This window comes from Bordetella sputigena, assembly GCF_965137885.1.
Taxonomy (GTDB): Bacteria; Pseudomonadota; Gammaproteobacteria; order Burkholderiales; family Burkholderiaceae_B; genus Bordetella_C; species Bordetella_C sputigena.
The window spans coordinates 18,104-36,243 of the sequence record NZ_CBCSCA010000014.1; the positions used below are offsets into that span (position 1 = coordinate 18,104).

Below are 18,140 nucleotides of genomic sequence, written 5' to 3' on the forward strand. Positions count from 1 at the left end.
GACCGGCGCCGCGACGGGTAGGCCGAGATCACCGGGCGCAGTTGCCGCCCGCGCTCCATTTCCAGGAAGACCTCCGCCAGGCGGCGCGCGAACGGCCCGCCCTGCCGCCGCGTCGCGGCCCGGCGACAGGCGATCAGCGGCGCATCGACTCCCAGGACTTCTGCAAACGCTTGACCGATACCGGCATCGGCGTACGCAGCTCTTGCGCGAAGAGCGCGACCCGCAGCTCTTCCAGCAGCCAGCGGAATTCGTCCAGCCGCGGATCGGCCGCGCCCTTCAGCGCGGCACGGGCGCGCTGGTATTGCGTCAGCAGGGGCGCCATATCGGCCATCAGCCGCTGGTCGCGCGCCGGATCGGCCCGCAGTTTGTCGATGCGGGCGGCGGCGGCTTTCAGATACCGGGGGAAATGGGCCAGCTGCGCATAGGGTGAATCGCGCAGGAATGTGGCCGGCACCAGCGCGCCGATCTGCTGCTGCAAGTCGGCATAGGCGGCCGCATGGCCCCGGGCCTGCGGCATCTTGCGCTGCAGGGCCGACCATTCCGTCAGCACGGCGGCGGTCAGCCGCGCGACTTCCTGCGCCAGCAGGCCCAGGCGGCCCTTGCCTTCCAGGCGGCGCGCCTCGAACTCCTCCTGATTGACCGGCCACGGTTCGGCCAGGCAGGCCCGTTCCAGCGCGCAATCGATGATCTGGTCGCGCAGGCTTTCCTGGCTGCCCAGCGGCATGAACAGCATGCTCATGCGGGTCAGGTCCGGCAGGTTCTTTTCCAGGAATTTGATCTGCTCGCGCAGGCCGAGACGAAACAGCCGCAGCAGGCCGGCGCGATGGTGCCGGCGCGCCTCGTCCGGGTCGTCGTACACGTCCAGGTCGCAATGCGTGCCGCGATCCACCAGCGCCGGATAGCCGATCACCGACTGGCCCTTGCGCTTGATTTCCATGATCTCCGGCAGCTGGCCGAAAGACCATGTCGTCAGCCCATCCTGGGCCAGGGCCTGCGCCACCTGCGTGTCGCGCGCCGCCAGCTGCTGGAAGTCGGCCTGTGCCTGGCGGCCGAACTCCGCCTTCAGCGAGGCCAGATTGCGGCCGGCCGCGAGCATGCGCCCATGCTCGTCCACCACGCGGAAATTCATGAACAGGTGCGCCGGCAGGGTTTCCAGCTTGAAGTCGGCCGGCGCCGGCCGCACCTTCACCTGTTCCCACATGTCGGCGGCCAGGGCATCCAGCAGGCCCTGCTGCGGGTCCGCCAGACGGTCGAACCAGCGGTCGTAGAAACCGGCGGCATAGTCGGGCAAGGGCACGCAGTGGCGGCGGATCTTCTGCGGCAGGGACTTGAGCAGCAACTGCACTTTTTCCTTCAGCATGCCCGGCACCAGCCATTCGCAGCGCTGCGGATCGATCTGGTTCAGCGCGAACAGCGGTACGGACAGTGTCACGCCGTCGCGCGGCGAACCGGGCTCGAAGTGATAGTCCAGCGCCATGGTGACGCCCTGCCACTCCACCTTCTTCGGAAAGACTTCGGTGGTGATGCCGGCGGCCTCGTGGCGCATCAAGGCATCGCGAGTCAGCAGCAGCGCGTCGGCGGCCGGCTTGTCCAGGCCGGCGTACCATTTCTCCAGGGTTGCCGTCTGGCTCATCCCGGCGGGAATCTGGCGATCGTAGAAGGCCTCTATCAAGGCCTCGTCGACCAGGATATCGGGCCGGCGCGCGCGGTGTTCCAGCTTTTCGATCTCCGCGATCAGGCGGCGGTTCTGCGCGACGAAGGGTAGCCGGGTATCGATCTCGCCCGGTACCAGGGCTTCGCGGATGAAGAGCTCGCGCGCATGCTGGGGATTGATGCGGCCATAGTGCACGCGGCGTCCGGCATAGATGACCAGGCCGTACAGAGTGGCGCGCTCGTTGGCGACCACCTGCCCCGCTTTCTTTTCCCAGCGCGGGTCGGACCAGTTGCGGCGCAGCAGATGCGCGGCCGCCCGCTCTATCCACGCGGGTTCGATGCGCGCGACGCAACGCGCGTACAGGCGGGTGGTTTCCACCAGTTCGGCGGCGACGATCCAGCGCCCGGCCTTCTTGACCAGGCGCGAGCTGGGATGGATGTGGAAGCGGATATCGCGCGCGCCCTGGTAGTGCCCGCCTTCGTCGCTCTTGTAGCCGATGTTGCCCAGCAGGCCGCTCAGGAGCGCCATGTGGATCTGTTCGAAGGTGGCCTCGGCCTGGTTCAGGCGCCAGCCCTGTTCGCCCACCACCGAGGCAAGCTGGCTATGCACGTCATGCCATTCGCGCAGGCGCAGGGGCGACAGAAAATTCTGGCGCAACAGGGCCACGAGCTTGCGCTGGGACGCCTTGTGCTGCACCTGTTCGCCGTACCAGCGCCACAGCTTCAGGAAGGAAAGGAACTCCGATTTGTCGTCCGCGAATTTGGCATGGGCGTTTTCGGCCGCCTCTTTTTCCTGCATGGGGCGGTCGCGCGGGTCCTGGATGGACAGGGCCGACGCGATGATCAGCATTTCCGTCAGGCATTGCTGTTCGCGCGCGGCCAGGATCATGCGGCCGATGCGGGGGTCCAGCGGCAAACGGGCGAGCTCCTGGCCCGTGCGCGTCAGGACGAAGGCGGGGCCGGCCGCGGCGTCCTGTTCGTCGCGCTGCACGGCTTCGATCGCGCCCAGCTCCTGCAGCAGATGGTAGCCGTCGGCGATCGCTCGTCCCGGCGGCGCCTCGACGAAAGGAAAATCCTCGATGTCGTCCAGCTTGAGCGACTTCATGCGCAGGATCACGGACGCCAGCGAAGAACGCAGCACCTCCGGATCGGTGAACGGCGCGCGGGCGTTGAAGTCGGCCTCGTCGTACAGGCGAATGCAAACGCCCGGCCCCACGCGGCCGCAGCGGCCGGCGCGCTGGTTCGCCGATGCGCGGCTGATGGGTTCGATGCGCAGCTGTTCGACCTTGTTGCGCCAGGAGTAGCGCTTGACGCGCGCCAGGCCGCTGTCCACCACGAAGCGGATGCCCGGCACGGTCAGGGACGTTTCGGCCACGTTGGTGGCCAGGACGACCCGCCGGCCGCTGCCGCGCGGGCGGAATATCTGCTCCTGTTCCGCCTGGGACAGGCGGGCGTACAGCGCGAGGATTTCGGTAGCCGCCGGATGCCGCTTGCGCAAGGCTTCGGAAGCCTCGCGGATCTCGCGTTCGCCGGGCAAGAAAACCAGGATGTCGCCGGGGCCATGGCGCGCGCATTCGTCGACGGCGTCGACGATGGCGTCGACCAGGTCGCGCTCTTCGTCGCCGGCACGCTCGCGGGCGGAACGGACGGCGGCTTCTTCGTCGGTTTCTTCCTGGCGGACGGGGCGATAGCGGACTTCGACGGGGTAGAGGCGACCCGAGACCTCGATGACCGGCGCGGGCGTGCCGGCGGCCGGCGCCGAAACGGACGCGACGACGTCCGGCGCCGACGCGGGCGCGCCGATGCGCGGTTCCGGCTCGGCCGCAAAGTGGCGGGCGAAGCGTTCGGCATCGATGGTGGCCGAGGTGATGATGACCTTGAGGTCGGGCCGGCGCGGCAGCACGCGCTTCAGGTAGCCGAGCAGGAAATCGATGTTCAGGCTGCGCTCGTGCGCTTCATCGATGATCAGCGTGTCGTAGCGCTTGAGCAGGGGATCGCGCTGCGTTTCGGCCAGCAGGATGCCGTCGGTCATCAGCTTGACCGCGGCGTTGGGGCCGGTGCGGTCATTGAAACGTACCTGGTAGCCGACGACCTCGCCCAGGGGAGTTTCCAGCTCTTCCGCGATGCGCCGTGCCACCGAAGTCGCGGCCAGGCGCCGCGGCTGGGTATGGCCGATCATGCGCGTGCGGCCGCGGCCGATGTCCAGGCAGATCTTGGGCAGCTGCGTCGTCTTGCCGGAGCCGGTTTCGCCGCTGACGATAACGACCTGATGTTCCTGGATGGCGCGCGCGATTTCATCGCGGCGGGCGCTGACGGGCAGGTCTTCCGGGTAGCGGATGGGCGGGATGACGCGCGGCGCGGCGGCGGGCTTGGGCGGGGTTGCGGGCCTTGCGGGCGATGCCGGCGATGCGGTCGAGGAAGCGGCGGCCGCTCCGGGCGCGCCCCGGCCGCGCCGAGAGGGGGTTTGAGGCTTGACAGTCATTACCGCGATTATAGATTTCGCGGGAAGCGGCCGCGGCCTGCGTTCCAAGGCACGCGCGCTCGGCGCGCCAGGGCACGCCGCCGCTGTGCTCCAGCACGCCGGTCCGGGCAAACGCCGCGGCAGCGCTTCAGCGCGGCGGGCTGCCCAAGCCCCGGCGTTACCGGATGATCAGCTTGCCATCCGACAGCTTGGCCGTACCGGCCGGCAGGTCCTCGGTCACCGATTCATGCCGATTGACCACATGCAGTTCGACGCCGCCGTGGATCTTGCGCGATGCATGGATGACGGCGTCTTCGGCAACCGTGCTATCGGCCGACAGGCGCCGTTCACGGGCATCCACCCCGGCCAGATCCTTCATCAGCTTGGCATGGGTCTGCACCGCGCGCTCGCCGATGCCGTTGGCGGCCTTCTCGGGATTCTTGCGCAGGAAAATCAGCAACTGCTCCAGCTTGGCTTTTTCTTCCTGCAGACGCTTGCGGGTGCGCTGCAAGGCTTCTTTCTGCGCCTGCGCATGCGGGTTGACGCCGACCTGGATGATGGTCTTGACGCCGGCCATGGTGCCCAGCGTGGCCGCGCGGACGCCGCGCAGCGCGCGCACCTGTCCGCCGTTGATATTGCCCTGCGTGGATCCTTTCGCGCCCACGGTGACGGTATCCCCGGCATTCACCTCGCTCTGGCGGATCTCGCTTTCGACCTGGACGTCCTTGCCCGCGTTGATGGAGGCATTGCCGATGAAGCGCGCCTTGACGGAACCGCGCGCCGTGACCTGCGCCAGGCGGGTGGTGGGCTCGCCGGTGGTCGCGCCTTCAGCCGCCCCCAGTATGCCGCCCTTGACCACCACATTGCCGCCGGCATCGATGTGCGCGGCTTCCACGGTGCCGCTGACCAGCACGTCGCCACTGACCTTGACCGACATGCCGGTGGTAACGTCGCCACGCACCTGCAGCGTGCCTTCGAAGTTGATGTTGCCCGAGTTCAGGTTGACCGCGTCCACCTCGACCACGGGGTTGACCGAGACGCCGCAGGGCATCACCGACGGCGCACCGTCGATGGCGGCGACCAGCACCTCCGGATCGTTGGGATCGCGCACCACGCCCGTCAGATTGTCGTCGTAGGGCAGGTCTTCCGGTGCCGGCGCGGGGGCAGGATTGCCGTAGACATCGATGCCGTCGGCGCCCGCCGTGCCGGGGATCCGCCGCATCAAGGGCATGCCGCTCTTGACCAGGACCAGGTTGCCCATGGAGCGGTAATCCACCAGGGCGTTCTCGTCGACGTCGTCGGCGGCGTGGCGCGACAGCAGGCTTTCGAATCGCGTCGGCGCGCCTGCCTTGGGGGGAATGCCCGAAGCGATCAGCACGTCTTCCGCCACGCCCCCTTCCACCGTTTGCAGCAACAACTGTTCGTCCAGGCCATAAACGACGCCTTGCTGCGCCAACGCGGCGCGCACGTCGCCCAGCTGTATGCCGCGGCCGCCCCTGGCGGGATGCAAGGTGAGGTAGACCTGCAGCTTATCTTCGGTGACGGTCAGTTCGAAGGAGCCATCGACGACTTCGCCGATCACCGCTTCGACGACGCCGTCGTCACCATCCGCGGCGGCGGGAGCGGCGGCAGGCTCGGGGTTGTCCATCAGTTCCAGCACCGCGCCCAGCCGCGCGGCATTGGATTCGATCGCGGCCAGTTCACCGGACACTTCCTGGACGGCCGAGGACACTGCCGCCACGGCGGTGCCGGCCTGGCGCAGGGCTTCGGCGCTGAGGCGGGCCGCCGCTTCCTGGCAGCGCGCGAGGAAACCGGCCACCGCGGCGCTGTCGAGCGCATCGGGCGTCCAGCCGCGCGCCGCCAGCGCGGCTTGCAACATATCGCTGTCGGGCGGTGCCGCCGCGGCGGCAGCCCGAAACCCTGCACGCAGCTCACGGGTAGCAGGATCCAGGGTCAACCAATAGGATTGCGTCACTGCCGTGTATCCTCGAGAAATGACCGACGCATCGGACGACGGCGTGTCTCCATGTCGGCTTGGAATCATTGTTGGACCCGGAGGGGTTCCCGCTTGTCGTCATACTGCTCAGCGCGTATTTCAAAATATTAACGGGCAAACTTCAAGTTGCGACCCTTTTTTTCTAAAAATTAGGTAATTTTTCTTCCGCTTTTGCGGGGAACGCGCTGGCGAAAGCGCCACGACGTCAGCTTCCCGTCAGCCGTCCCGCCTGTTTAGCATCAGGAGACCGAACCATGGATCTGGGCATCGAAGGACGTACCGCGCTGGTCTGCGCATCCAGCAAGGGGCTGGGCCGCGCGTGCGCGCTGTCGCTGGCGCGCGAGGGCGCGCGGGTGGTGATGTCGGCGCGCGGCGCCGACGCGCTGGAGGAAGCGGCCGCGGCGATCCGCGCCGAAACCGGCGCCACGGTGACGGCGGTGGTCGCCGACGTCACGACCGCGGAGGGCCGTGCGCGCCTGCTGGCGGCCTGCCCGGAACCGGACATCCTGGTCAACAACGCGGGCGGCCCGAAGCCGGGCGATTTCCGCGAATGGTCGCGCGACGACTGGATCAAGGCGCTGGACGCCAACATGATCACCCCCATCGAACTGATCAAGGCCACCATCGACGGCATGATCCGGCGCCGCTTCGGCCGCATCGTCAATATCACTTCGGCGGCCGTGAAAATGCCCATCGACCATCTGGGCCTGTCCAATGGCGCGCGGGCCGGCCTGACCGGCTTCGTCGCGGGCCTGGCGCGCCAGGTCGCGGAGCACAATGTCACCATCAACAACCTGTTGCCCGGTCCTTTCGAGACGGACCGCCTGCGCGGCACGGCGATCGCGACGGCGCAGAAAACCGGCAAATCGGTCGAGGACATCCTGGAAGCGCGCCGCCGGACCGTACCGGCGCGGCGCCTGGGCGACCCGGCCGAGTTCGGCGACGCCTGCGCCTTCCTGTGCGGCGCCCGTGCCGGATTCATGACGGGCCAGAATCTGGTGCTGGACGGCGGCACCTATCCGGGCACGCTGTAGCGCCATCACTATAATTTCGCGATTCAACCCAGGTTACGCCTGGCCGCCCTACCCGTTTTCCGGCTCTTATACGCACCATGCCCGACCTGGATCAAGACACCGTTTCAGCCCTGGAAGCCCCCGAGTTCGCTCCCGCGCAGTTCGTGCGCTGGTTTCGTGAGGTCGCGCCGTATGTACATGCGTTCCGCGGCAAGACCTTCGTCGTGGCATTCGGCGGCGAGCTGATCCAGGCGGGCGCCTTGAACACCCTGGTGCAGGATCTTTCGCTGCTGTCGGCGCTGGGCATACGGCTGGTGCTGGTGCATGGTTCGCGGCCGCAGGTCAACGAACAGCTGCGGCTCAAGGGTTTCAGCCATCAGTTCGACCGCGGCCTGTCGCCCACCGACGCGGCGTCGCTGGAATGCGCCAAGGAGGCCGCCGGCGAAATCCGCCTGGACATCGAAGCCGCCTTCAGCCAGGGGCTGCCGAACACGCCGATGTCGCATTCGCAGATCCGCGTGATTTCGGGCAATTTCGTCACCGCCCGGCCCACCGGCGTGATCGACGGCGTGGACTACCGGCACACCGGGCACGTGCGCAAGATCGACGTCGACGCGATGCGCTTCGCCATGGAAAAAGGCTCGGTGATCCTGCTGTCGCCCTTGGGCTTCTCGCCTACGGGCGAAGCCTTCAACCTGGCCATGGAAGACCTGGCGACCAGCGTCGCCGTCGCCTTGCGGGCGGAAAAACTGATCTTCCTGTCCACCACCGAAGGCGTGCGCAACGAAGACGGCACCATCGACACCGAACTGGCGCGCGTGGATGCGGATGCGCTGCTGGCCAAGGGCGGCCTGGACGAGGACACGGCGCTGTTCGTCAAGTACAGCTCGCAGGCGGTCAAGCGCGGCGTGGCGCGCTCGCACGTCGTGCCCTTCAGCCTGGATGGCAGCGTGCTGCTGGAAATCTTCACGCACGACGGCGTCGGCACCATGGTGGTGGAAGACACGCTGGACGACCTGCGGGCGGCCACGCTGGATGACGTGGGCGCCATCCTCAGCCTGGTGGAACCGCTGGAAGCCGACGGCACGCTGGTGCCGCGCGGCCGCAGCACCATCGAACGCGACGTCGAGAACTTCACGGTGCTGGAGCACGATGGCGTGATCTACGGCTGCGCGGCGCTGCATCCCTATCTGGACGAGCAGATGGCGGAAATGGCCTGCCTGATCGTGCATCCGGAATGGCAGGGTTCCGGCGAAGGCGAACTGCTGCTGCGCCACATGGAATCGCGCGCGCGGGCGCTGGGCGCCAAGCGGCTGTTCGTGCTGACGACCCGCACATCGCACTGGTTCATGAAGCGCGGCTTCGTGCAGGGCGGCATCGCCGACCTGCCGCGCGACAAGCAGCAGAATTACAACCGGTCGCGCAACAGCCTGGTGTTCATCAAGCGGCTGTAGAGGATGGCCGCGCCTGGCCGGCCGCGCCTAGCCGGCCGCGCCTGGAGCCGGCCGCGCCTGGGCAAGCCGGCCACTGGCGCGGGTGTTTCGGTAAAATCGACGATCCAACTTTATCCGGCAGCAATACCCATGACCCGTACCGTTCATTGCGTCAAACTGAAGCGCGACGCCGAAGGGCTGGACTTCCCGCCCTACCCCGGCGAACTCGGCCAGCGCATCTGGCGAGAGGTTTCCAAAGAGGCGTGGGAAGAGTGGAAAGGCATACAGACCCGGCTGGTCAATGAGAACCGCCTGAACCTGGCCGATGCCCGCGCCCGCAAGTACCTGCAACAGCAGATGGAGCGTTTCCTGTTCGAGGACGGCAACGTCGAAGCCCAGGGTTTCGTTCCGCCGTCCGCCTGAGCATCAATAAGCAGTGAAAAGACCCCCGGTGGCTGCATCCAGCCGTCGGGGGTCTTTTCGTATCGCGCCGCGGGTCCGGGTGTCCGGCGCCGGCGGGCGCGACCGACGCGTCCTACTCCGTGGTTCCGGTGCTTTCTTCTTCGCCGCGGGCCTGACGCTCGGCGTTCTTGGCCCCGGTGTGGCGCACGTCCGCGCCGCGCACCATGTAGATCACCCGTTCCGACATGTTCTTGGCGTGGTCACCGATACGCTCCAGCGCGCGAGCGATGAAGATCAGGTCGATCGAGGGCGTGATGGTGCGCGGATCCTCGATCATGAATGAAATCAGCTGGCGCAGCGCCGCTTTCCACTCTTTGTCGACATCCTTGTCGTTGCGAACGACCTGGGCCGCCTGCACCGGATCGAGCCGGGCGAACGCGTCCAGCGACTGGCGCAGCATCGAGCCCACGCTATTGCCCATGTGACGCAGGTCCACCATCGGCAAGGAGCGGATTTCGCCGTCATGGATGCGGCGCGCGACGGTGGCGATCTTTTCGGCCTCGTCGCCCGAACGCTCCATATCGGTCAGCATCTTGGACACCGCCAGCAGCATCCGCAGATCGATGGCCGTGGGCTGGTGGCGCGCCAGGATCTGGCTGATGCGCTGGTCGATATCGACCTCGTAGCGATTCACTTCCTTTTCGCGCTCGCGTACCTTGTCGACCAGGTCCAGATCGCCGTTGGCCAAGGCATCGACGGCGTCCTGGATCATGGCCTCCACCACGCCGCCCATCGCCAGAAACTGCGAACGGACGCCTTCCAGGTCGGCATCGAATTGTTTGTTAGTGTGCTCGGTCATCCGGGCTCCCTGCGGGGTTAACGATGGTTCCATTGCCATGCGAGCCTCCAAGAAACGCCATCAGAAGTCCCCAGGCCGCATCGGTCGGCTAGGTTATGACTCCCATGTGACAGGATTATGAAACGCACGGCCGCTCAGGCGGCGCGGCCGGCTAGTGCGGCTATTGGCGCTCCAGGCGCCGTATGCCCTGCTGCGTGGCGAGCAGCGCGACATCCGCGCCGGGCTGCGTAAAAAGGCCGCAGGTAACGACGCCGGGCAGATTGTTGATATACATCTCCAGCGCGGGGGCGTCGGTAATCTCCAGGCCCGCCACGTCGAGTATGACGTTGCCATTGTCCGTGATGAAGCCGTCGCGCAGCGCCGGACGCCCGCCCAGGGCCGCCAGCTTGCGCGCCACCGCGGCGCGCGCCATGGGGATGACTTCCACCGGCAGCGGGAATGCGCCCAGCCGCTCCACCAGCTTGGATTCGTCGGCGATGCAGATGAAGCGATCGGCCACCGACGCGACGATTTTTTCGCGCGTCTGCGCGCCGCCGCCGCCCTTGATCATGTGCAGGTGGCCATCGATCTCATCGGCGCCGTCGACGTAGACCGGCATGTACTCGACGTCGTTCAAGTCCAGCACGGGTATGCCCAGCGCGGCCAGCCGCGCGGCACTGCGTTCGGAACTGGCGACGGTGCCGCGCAGGCGGGCCTTGAAGCGCGCCAGGCCGTCGATGAACAGGTCGGCGGTTGAACCGGTGCCGACGCCGATGACGACGTCCGGGCCGGCGACTTCGCCGACGATATCCAGGGCGGCCATGGCGGCCTGCTGCTTCAATTCTTGCTGGCTGAGCATAAGAGCACTCGAAGGGTAGGTTTCATATTCACGCAAGGCGGCATGCTACGCCGATCGCGCATCTTCGTCGTCCCGCGTGGCGACGGTTTCTTCCGGCAGCTGCGCGAAGGTAGCGGCCGCCGCCGCGTCGTCGGGCAAGGCTTCCACGGCCTTGAGGCTGCGCAGCATGGCGCGGGTCCGGGTTTCGGTCTGGCCTATCTTGGAACTGGCGGTCTCCAGCGTGCGCTTGACGCCGGCCAGGGCGTCGCCAAAACGGCCGAACTCGGTCTTGACGGCGCGCAGCACTTGCCAGACCTCCGATGAACGGCGCTCGATGGCCAGCGTGCGAAAGCCCATCTGCAGGCTGTTCAACAACGCCGCCAGATTGGCCGGGCCCGCCACATTGACGCGCATGCGATGCAGCTTGTCGATCAGGCCGGGGCGCCGCAGGACCTCGGCATACAAGCCTTCGGTGGGCAGGAACATGATGGCGAAATCCGTGGTGTGCGGCGGCGCGACGTACTTGTCCGAGATCGCGCGGGCCTGCACTTCGATGGCCTTGGCCAGTGCCGCGGCGGCCAGGCGCGCGGCATCGGCATCGGCGGCCTGCTCGGCCTCGATCAGGCGCTCGTACTCCTCTTTGGGAAACTTCGCGTCCAGCGGCAGCCACACCGGCGCGCCGTCATCGGCGCGCCCCGGCAAGCGGATGGCGAACTCGACGATCGCGTCGCTGTTCGGGACGGGTTTCACATTGCGGGCGTATTGTTCGGGAGCCATGCTGTCTTCCAGCAGCCGGGCCAGTTGCACCTCGCCCCAGGTGCCGCGCGATTTGACGTTGGTCAGCACGCGCTTGAGATCGCCGACGCCGGAGGCCAGGGTTTGCATTTCGCCCAGGCCTTTGTGCACGGCCTCCAGCCTTTCCGAAACCAGTTTGAATGATTCGCCCAGGCGCTGCTCCAGGGTGGCATGCAGCTTCTCGTCGACGGTGCGGCGCATTTCCTCGAGCTTGCCGGCGTTGTCCGCCTGCAGCGCCTGCAGGCGCTGATCCACGGTCTGCCGGACCTCCTGCAGGCGACGGTCGTTCATGTCGATCAGGCGCTGCACCTGTTCGCCGAAGACGGTGCTGAACCGCCCCAGCGATTCGGCGGATTCGCTGCGGGAGGCCTGCGCCTCGCGCGCCACGCCGTGGCGCAAATCGTCCAGATGCCGGCCCAGCTCGATACGCAGGCCGCGCATGGCGTCGCTCATTTCGCCGCGCAATGCCCGCTGGCTTTCCGCCAGCTCGCCACGCAGCGCGGCCGCGACGCGCTCCTGCTCGGCCAGCGCGGCGGCGAGATTATCGGTCCCCTTTTTTGCCCTGGCGGCGCCCCAGGCGGCCAGCACCGCCGCCAGGGCGGCAAACAGGGCCGCCCCGATGCCCACCCCTATCCACAGCAAAATGTCGCTTTGCGGCAACACGGTCTCCCAGGTATTCACGCCCCATTGTAGGGCGTACGCCACATTGCCGAACTTTCGCTTTCCGGCGCAGTTTTAAAAGGTCACACTACCGGCATCGTCGAATTTTCGTCATAGAACTGTGGCAGTCGCAAAAACAAAACAGCCACGGGAGCGTTCCAGGCCTTAACTATGAGCATCGTCGCCCTGCCCGTCCGGCGCGAGACGGTCGCTGCGCCGCTGCAATCGCAGCCCGCGCCCACCGCCCTGCAAATCCATACCCAGTTCCGCCTGCTGGAGCTGGCCGGGTTGCGTCCCATCGCGTCAGGCGCCGAGCGCCTGGTATACCAGCATCCTTATGACCCGTCCCTGCTGGTAAAAGTCATCGATTTTCCGGCCATGGCCGAGCATCTCAGCACACGGCCGCTGCGCCGCTGGCGCAAGAACCATCAGCGCGAAGGCGCCTACCGCAACCACGTCGCCGAACTGGCCGAATACACCGCCGCGCAGAACGTGGCCGCCGGCCGCTGGAAGGTCCCCATGGCCCGCGTGCTGGGCCTGGCCCAGACGGATATGGGGCTGGGGCTGCTGGTCGAAAAAATTACCGACGGCAAGGGCGGCCTGGCGCCGACGGTCGAACAGATCGTGCGCGAGCAAGGCCTGGGCGAGAAGCTCGCCCGCGAACTCGATTATTTCTTCGACACGCTGGCGGATCACCACATCATCCTGAACGATGTGTCGGCCCGCAACGTGGTGATGGGCGAGAATGCCGACGGCGAGCCGGGCCTGTATCTGATCGACGGCTTTGGCTCCAAGCAGGCCGTCCCGGTGTTCGCCTACAGCAAGACGCTGAATCGCCAGCGCATTCTGCGCAAGTATCAGAGGCTGAAGACCAAGCTGGTGTTGCGCAGCCAGGCACGCGTCCGGCTGAACGACCAGAACGACTGATCTCAGGGGAAAGAGCGCGAAGCGCCGAGAAAAAGCCGGAGAGGGTCAGGACCGCAAGGCCTGACCCTTGCAAGGCCGGCCCTGCCGCGTCACCCAGTCATAGTCCCGCCCCGCCACCTGCCCGCGCCGCAGCGGATTGCGCGTGCAGAACGGCGCATAGGCCGGATCGACGAAGCGATACGGAAGATGCGCGTCGCGGCCTTCGGGTATCCCCAGCCGCACGGTACGGATCAATCTGGACGGCCGCGCGCCTATATCTTCCACGAAGAAGACCGCGGGATCGAAATGCCCGCCGTCCCACTCCGGCACCTTCAAGCCCAGCGAGCGGCACAGCAAGGTCTGGCCCGCGCACAGGCGCTGCGGCGGACGGCTGCTGCCCTGGGCATCCGGATTCAGGGCCTGCATGCGCGCCAGGGATTCCTCGCCGGAGACCGCATCCACCCAGGGATGGGCCGACTTGATCAGGACCGCGTTGCCGGGCCCGCCGGCGCTGATGTTCAGCGAATCCCCGCCGCGCGCGTAATACATATAGATCGCGCCGCCGTCCATGAACAGCGCCCGCCGCTTGTGGGTGTAGCCCAGCGACGCATGGCTGCCCTTGTCGTTCAGGTAATAGGCTTCCGTTTCGATGATGCGGGCCGACAGCCACAGGCCGTCGTGGCGGCGGCGCAGCACCATGCCGATAAGTTCGCGCGCCACCTGGCAGGCGTCACGGTGGAAGAAGGAGTCGGGCAGCATGGGCCCGCCGGTACCGGTATCAGGCAAAACGTTCGGTGTAGCGCTTTTCCGAAAAGCCGACGGTGGCAACGCCATCGGGCGTCACGGTGACCGGGCGGCGCACCAGCGCGGGAAATTCGGCGATCAGGGCCTGCCATTCGCCATCGCTCGATGCGGCCTTGCGGGCTTCCGGCAGGGCGCGCCAGGTCATGGAAGTGCGGTTCACCAGCTTTTCCCAGCCCCCCACCTGCTCCGCCCACTGCTTGAGGGTGCCGGCGGGCACGGGATGATCGCGGTAATCGACGAACTCGTGCTTGACGCCGTGTTCGTCCAGCCAGGTCCGTGCCTTGACGCAGGTACTGCATTGCTTGAGGCCGTAGAGTACGGTGTGTTTCATTGGGTCCCCTTCAAGGCGGCGCGCCGCTGCAGGCGGTTGGCCGCCACGACGCACACGCCGACGATCAGAATGAAAAGCGCCGCAAGCGCGTTGACCTCCGGCTTCAATCCCAGCCGCACGCGCGAAAATACTTCGATGGGCAGCGTGGTATAGCCGGGGCCGGACAGGAAGGACGACAGGATTACGTCGTCCAGCGACAGGGTGAAAGACAGCAGCCAGGCCGACGCGAGCGCCGGCGCGATCAAGGGCAGCGTGATGGTGAAAAACACCTTCAGCGGCGTGGCGCCCAGATCCAGCGCGGCTTCCTCCAGGGAACGGTCCAGGTCGCGCACGCGGGACTGGATGATGACGGCGACGAAGGCCATGCAGAAGATGGTGTGCCCCGCCCAGATGGTGAAGATCCCATTCTCCGGCCAGCCTATGGTGGTGCGCACTTCGACGAACATCAGCAGCATCGAGATGCCGATGACGACCTCCGGGATGACCAGCGGCGCGCTGAGCATGCCGATATAGAGCGAAAAGCCGCGAAAGCGGCCCATGCGCGCCAGCACATAGCCGGCCCAGGTGCCCATGATGGTGGCCGCGGTGGCCGCCAGCGCCGCGATACGGAATGACAGCCAGGCCGCGCTGAGCAAGGCATCGTCGCGGAACAGCGAGCCGTACCATTTGAACGAGAAGCCGGACCACGACGTGACCAGCGGCGAATCGTTGAACGAAAACACCACCAGGCTGAGGATGGGGATATACAGGAAGGCGAAGCCCAATCCCAGCGCCAGCGCGCGCATGCCGCGATGAGGCCCCTTCATTGCCGGGACTCCCCGCCGGGCGCGACCTGTTTGACCTGGTTGTACTGGAACAGCGCCAGCGGGACCAGCAGCAGCAGGACCATCACGCAGGTGACGGCCGCGGCCATGGGCCAGTCGGCATTGTTGAAGAACTCGCTCCACATGACGCGGCCCATCATCAGCGTATTGGCGCCGCCCAGCATTTCGGGGATCACGTATTCGCCGACCGCCGGAATGAACACCAGCATGGCGCCGGCGATCACGCCGGGACGCGATAGCGGCACGGTAATCTGCCAGAAGGCCTGCCAGGGCCGGGCACCCAGGTCGTAGGCGGCTTCGAGCAGGCGCAGGTCCATCTTCACCAGGTTGGCGTACAGCGGCAGGATGAAGAACGGCAGATAGGAATACACCATGCCGATATAGACGGCCAGGTCGGTGCGGTAGATTTCCAGCGGCTGCGAAATAATGCCCAGCGCCAGCAGCAGCTTGTTAAGCAGACCATCGTTGCGCAGGATGCCCACCCAGGCGTAGACCCGCAGCAGCAGCGAGGTCCAGAAAGGCAGGATCACGCCCAGCAGCAGCAGATTGCGCGTGGCCGGCGCCGAGCGGGCGATGTAGTAGGCCATGGGATAGCCGATCAGCACGCAGCAGACGGTGCTGATGGCGGCGATCTTGACCGAGCTCAGGTAGGTGGCCAGGTAAAGGCTGTCGGTGAACAGCAGCGCATAGCCGCGCAGGTGCAGGCTGAAGTTCAGCGCTTCGTCCTTGAGCTCCAGCAGCGGCGTATAAGGCGGCACGCCGAACTGCAGGTCGGCGAAGCTGATCTTCAGCACCAGCAGGAAAGGCACCAGCAGGAACAGGGTCAGCCAGGCGTACGGCGGCACGATGGCCAGCGCGCGCGGCGACGGCAGCAAACGGCGCAGCGGCATGATGTTCATGAGGGCAGCACCGTGGCGCTGTCGGCGTCCCACGCCACGTAGACTTCTTCGTGGACGGCCGGCGCGTCGCCCTGCGCGAAGAACTGTCGCGGCACGGTGGCCTCCACCGTCATGCCCGAATCCAGGCGGATGTGATACAGCGCGTAGCTGCCCATCCAGGCCATGTGGGTGACGGCCCCATGCGCCCAGTTGTAGATGCTTTCCGGCTGCTCCCGCGACACCACGATGCGTTCGGGGCGGATGGATACGTAGACCTGCATGCCCAGCGGCTCGCTGACGCCATGGCTGACGTACAACTGCCGCGACAACTGGTCGGATTCGATGGCGACGTGGTCGGGTTCATCGACCACGATGGTGCCGGAAAACAGATTCGTGCTGCCGATGAAGCCGGCGACGAAGCGCGAATTGGGAAATTCGTAGACGTCCTGCGGCGTGCCGATCTGCACGATCTGGCCTTCCGTCATGACGGCCAGGCGGTTGGCCATGGTCATGGCTTCTTCCTGGTCGTGGGTGACCATGATGCAGGTCACGCCCACCTGTTCCAGGATGCGCACCAGTTCGATCTGCGTGGCCTGGCGGATCTGCTTGTCCAGCGCCGACATGGGTTCGTCCAGCAGCAGCAGCTTGGGGCGCTTGACCAGGCTGCGCGCCAGCGCGACGCGCTGCTGCTGTCCGCCGGACAGCTGGTGCGGCTTGCGGCGCGAATAGCCGGCCATCTGCACCAGGTTCAGGGCCTCGAACACGCGGTCGTGGATCTCCGCGCGATCGACGCCTTCCTGCTTGAGGCCGAAAGCGACGTTGGCTTCCACCGACATGTGCGGGAATAGCGCATACGACTGGAACATCATGTTGACCGGCCGCCGGTACGGCGGCATGCCGGTGATGTCCTCGCCATCCAGCAGGATCTGGCCGGACGTGGCTTCTTCGAAACCCGCCAGCATGCGCAGCAAGGTCGATTTGCCGCAGCCGGAACTGCCCAGCAGCGCGAAGAGTTCGTTGCGGCGCACCGACAGGTTCACCGAACGCACGGCGACCGTATCGCCGAAGATTTTCACCAGATCCGCGACGCGCACGAACTCATCGGAGTCCGCCGCGTGCGGGGCCGCATAACGGCTGTCGTTCATGATGCTCAGCGCCCGGACTTCAGTTCAGCCCACATGCGGGTTTGCAGGCGCAGGATATTGATGGGTTGCGCCTTGATGACGTAGAGCGTCTTGGAGACGTCGGCCGGCGGGTAGATCATGGGGTTGTCCGCCACGTCCTTGACGACGTACTTGCGCGCTTCCTTGTTGGCGTTGGGATAGAACATCTTGTTCGTGATCGCCGCATGCACCTGCGGCGTCTCGATGTAATTGATGAACTTCATGGCGTTTTCGGGATGCGGCGCATCCTTGGGCACGGCCATGACGTCGAACCAGGCCGGCGCGCCGCCCTTCGGGATGAAATAATTGACCTCGAAGGTCTGCTTGTTCTGCTTGGCGCGGTCGCGCGCGATCATGACGTCGCCGGAAAATCCGTAGACCATGCACAGATCGCCGGATGCCATTTCATCGATGTAGCCCGACGAGCTGAACTGGCGGATGTACGGGCGGATCTGTTTCAGGACCTCGAAGGCGGCCTTGTAATCGTCCGGATTGCTGCTGTTGGGATCCTTGCCGATGTAGTGCAGCACGGCCGGGAATACCTGGGCGGCCTCGTCCAGCACCGAAATGCCGCAGTCCTTGAGCTTGGCGGCGTTCTCCGGCTTGAACAGCATGTCCCAGCTGTTCAACGGCGCGTCCTTGCCCATGATCTGTTGGACCTTGGTGACGTTGTAGCCCAGGCCATTGGTGCCGTAGCCCCAGGGGACGAAGTATTTGTTGCCGGGATCGACCTGCGCCACCAGGGCCATGATCTCGGGATCCAGGTATTGCAGATTGGGCATCTTGGCCTTGTCCAGTGGCTGGAACAGGCCGCCCTGCAGCTGGCGCGAGGCATAGTGGGTGGACGGGACGACGACGTCGTAGCCCGACTTGCCGGTCAGGAGCTTGGCCTGCAGCGTGTCGTTGCTATCGTAGGTGTCGTAGCGCACCTTGATGCCGGTTTCACGCTCGAAGCCGGGAATCGTGTCCGGGGCGGTGTATTCGGCCCAGTTGTAGACGTTGACGACGTTTTCCTGCGCCTTGGCCGCCCCTGCCGCCGCCAGCGCCATCAAGGCCGCCGCCGCGCAGCGCGCGCCCGCGTTCGCAACCGCGTTGATCCCCATATCCGAGAGCCCCTTGCCAAGAAGATTATTGCGGGATGCTTC

15 protein-coding genes are annotated in these 18,140 nt (G+C 66.1%); 4 read left to right on the forward strand and 11 right to left on the reverse strand.

Annotated elements, in window-relative coordinates; all coding sequences use genetic code 11:
• Nucleotides 1-133: 133 nt before the first annotated feature.
• A complete protein-coding gene (hrpA, locus tag ACNA0R_RS22705) occupies nucleotides 134-4,135 on the reverse strand; it encodes an ATP-dependent RNA helicase HrpA (protein WP_415828339.1) in 4,002 nt (1,333 codons plus the stop codon).
• A 157-nt stretch (nucleotides 4,136-4,292) separates the two neighbouring features.
• A complete protein-coding gene (locus ACNA0R_RS22710) occupies nucleotides 4,293-6,089 on the reverse strand; it encodes a DUF342 domain-containing protein (protein WP_415828340.1) in 1,797 nt (598 codons plus the stop codon).
• A gap of 275 nt (nucleotides 6,090-6,364) precedes the next feature.
• On the opposite strand from ACNA0R_RS22710, the gene ACNA0R_RS22715 reads away from it, so the two are divergent.
• The 3 genes from ACNA0R_RS22715 to ACNA0R_RS22725 all read left to right on the forward strand — a co-directional run bounded on the left by ACNA0R_RS22715 (nucleotide 6,365) and on the right by ACNA0R_RS22725 (nucleotide 8,979).
• On the forward strand, nucleotides 6,365-7,144 hold the full coding sequence (locus tag ACNA0R_RS22715; RefSeq protein WP_415828341.1) for an SDR family oxidoreductase: 780 nt from the start codon (nucleotides 6,365-6,367) through the stop codon (nucleotides 7,142-7,144).
• 77 nt (nucleotides 7,145-7,221) lie between these two features.
• The gene (gene argA / locus ACNA0R_RS22720; RefSeq protein ID WP_415828342.1) at nucleotides 7,222-8,577 is read left to right on the forward strand and encodes an amino-acid N-acetyltransferase; all 1,356 of its coding nucleotides are present in this window, start codon (nucleotides 7,222-7,224) and stop codon (nucleotides 8,575-8,577) included.
• Between the two features lie 129 nt (nucleotides 8,578-8,706).
• Complete coding sequence (locus tag ACNA0R_RS22725) at nucleotides 8,707-8,979, forward strand: oxidative damage protection protein (protein WP_415828343.1); 273 nt, start codon at nucleotides 8,707-8,709, stop codon at nucleotides 8,977-8,979.
• A gap of 112 nt (nucleotides 8,980-9,091) precedes the next feature.
• Here the strand turns inward: ACNA0R_RS22725 and phoU are convergent, their stop codons facing one another.
• The 3 genes from phoU to ACNA0R_RS22740 form a co-directional block, all read right to left on the reverse strand.
• Nucleotides 9,092-9,817, reverse strand: coding sequence for a phosphate signaling complex protein PhoU (gene phoU, locus ACNA0R_RS22730; protein WP_415828344.1), 726 nt, complete (start codon nucleotides 9,815-9,817; stop codon nucleotides 9,092-9,094).
• Nucleotides 9,818-9,977: 160 nt separating this feature from the next.
• Complete coding sequence (rpiA, locus tag ACNA0R_RS22735; RefSeq protein WP_415828345.1) at nucleotides 9,978-10,655, reverse strand: ribose-5-phosphate isomerase RpiA; 678 nt, start codon at nucleotides 10,653-10,655, stop codon at nucleotides 9,978-9,980.
• A 45-nt stretch (nucleotides 10,656-10,700) separates the two neighbouring features.
• The gene (locus tag ACNA0R_RS22740; RefSeq protein WP_415828450.1) at nucleotides 10,701-12,110 is read right to left on the reverse strand and encodes a DNA recombination protein RmuC; all 1,410 of its coding nucleotides are present in this window, start codon (nucleotides 12,108-12,110) and stop codon (nucleotides 10,701-10,703) included.
• Nucleotides 12,111-12,260: 150 nt separating this feature from the next.
• Between ACNA0R_RS22740 and ACNA0R_RS22745 the strand changes: the two genes are divergently transcribed.
• Entirely contained in the window at nucleotides 12,261-13,016 is a 756-nt protein-coding gene (locus ACNA0R_RS22745; RefSeq protein ID WP_415828346.1) for a YrbL family protein, read from the forward strand.
• 45 nt (nucleotides 13,017-13,061) lie between these two features.
• On the opposite strand, the gene ACNA0R_RS22750 is transcribed toward ACNA0R_RS22745, so the two are convergent.
• Genes ACNA0R_RS22750 through ACNA0R_RS22775 form a run of 6 tightly spaced genes read right to left on the reverse strand, consistent with a single transcriptional unit; the run spans nucleotide 13,062 to nucleotide 18,044 of the window.
• Nucleotides 13,062-13,754, reverse strand: coding sequence for a DNA-3-methyladenine glycosylase (locus ACNA0R_RS22750; RefSeq protein WP_415828347.1), 693 nt, complete (start codon nucleotides 13,752-13,754; stop codon nucleotides 13,062-13,064).
• A gap of 19 nt (nucleotides 13,755-13,773) precedes the next feature.
• Nucleotides 13,774-14,130 (reverse strand): arsenate reductase, encoded by a 357-nt coding sequence (locus tag ACNA0R_RS22755; protein ID WP_415828348.1) that lies wholly within the window; start codon nucleotides 14,128-14,130, stop codon nucleotides 13,774-13,776.
• Nucleotides 14,127-14,936 (reverse strand): ABC transporter permease subunit, encoded by an 810-nt coding sequence (locus tag ACNA0R_RS22760; protein ID WP_415828349.1) that lies wholly within the window; start codon nucleotides 14,934-14,936, stop codon nucleotides 14,127-14,129. The genes ACNA0R_RS22755 and ACNA0R_RS22760 overlap by 4 nt, the downstream gene beginning before the upstream one ends.
• Complete coding sequence (locus ACNA0R_RS22765) at nucleotides 14,933-15,844, reverse strand: ABC transporter permease subunit (RefSeq protein ID WP_415828451.1); 912 nt, start codon at nucleotides 15,842-15,844, stop codon at nucleotides 14,933-14,935. The genes ACNA0R_RS22760 and ACNA0R_RS22765 overlap by 4 nt, the downstream gene beginning before the upstream one ends.
• A gap of 5 nt (nucleotides 15,845-15,849) precedes the next feature.
• Nucleotides 15,850-16,977 (reverse strand): ABC transporter ATP-binding protein, encoded by a 1,128-nt coding sequence (locus ACNA0R_RS22770; protein ID WP_415828350.1) that lies wholly within the window; start codon nucleotides 16,975-16,977, stop codon nucleotides 15,850-15,852.
• A 5-nt stretch (nucleotides 16,978-16,982) separates the two neighbouring features.
• On the reverse strand, nucleotides 16,983-18,044 hold the full coding sequence (locus tag ACNA0R_RS22775; RefSeq protein WP_415828452.1) for a polyamine ABC transporter substrate-binding protein: 1,062 nt from the start codon (nucleotides 18,042-18,044) through the stop codon (nucleotides 16,983-16,985).
• Nucleotides 18,045-18,140: the final 96 nt, after the last annotated feature.

Bases quoted from the DNA above. Each gene is read 5' to 3' on its own strand.
- phoU (WP_415828344.1), bottom strand. From the start codon at position 9,817: ATGACCGAGCACACTAACAAACAATTCGATGCCGACCTGGAAGGCGTC.
- rpiA (WP_415828345.1), bottom strand. From the start codon at position 10,655: ATGCTCAGCCAGCAAGAATTGAAGCAGCAGGCCGCCATGGCCGCCCTG.
- hrpA (WP_415828339.1), bottom strand. From the start codon at position 4,135: ATGACTGTCAAGCCTCAAACCCCCTCTCGGCGCGGCCGGGGCGCGCCC.
- ACNA0R_RS22775 (WP_415828452.1), bottom strand. From the start codon at position 18,044: ATGGCGCTGGCGGCGGCAGGGGCGGCCAAGGCGCAGGAAAACGTCGTC.
- ACNA0R_RS22750 (WP_415828347.1), bottom strand. From the start codon at position 13,754: ATGCTGCCCGACTCCTTCTTCCACCGTGACGCCTGCCAGGTGGCGCGC.
- ACNA0R_RS22770 (WP_415828350.1), bottom strand. From the start codon at position 16,977: ATGAACGACAGCCGTTATGCGGCCCCGCACGCGGCGGACTCCGATGAG.
- ACNA0R_RS22745 (WP_415828346.1), top strand. From the start codon at position 12,261: ATGAGCATCGTCGCCCTGCCCGTCCGGCGCGAGACGGTCGCTGCGCCG.
- ACNA0R_RS22765 (WP_415828451.1), bottom strand. From the start codon at position 15,844: ATGCCGCTGCGCCGTTTGCTGCCGTCGCCGCGCGCGCTGGCCATCGTG.
- ACNA0R_RS22715 (WP_415828341.1), top strand. From the start codon at position 6,365: ATGGATCTGGGCATCGAAGGACGTACCGCGCTGGTCTGCGCATCCAGC.
- ACNA0R_RS22725 (WP_415828343.1), top strand. From the start codon at position 8,707: ATGACCCGTACCGTTCATTGCGTCAAACTGAAGCGCGACGCCGAAGGG.
- ACNA0R_RS22760 (WP_415828349.1), bottom strand. From the start codon at position 14,936: ATGAAGGGGCCTCATCGCGGCATGCGCGCGCTGGCGCTGGGATTGGGC.
- ACNA0R_RS22755 (WP_415828348.1), bottom strand. From the start codon at position 14,130: ATGAAACACACCGTACTCTACGGCCTCAAGCAATGCAGTACCTGCGTC.
- argA (WP_415828342.1), top strand. From the start codon at position 7,222: ATGCCCGACCTGGATCAAGACACCGTTTCAGCCCTGGAAGCCCCCGAG.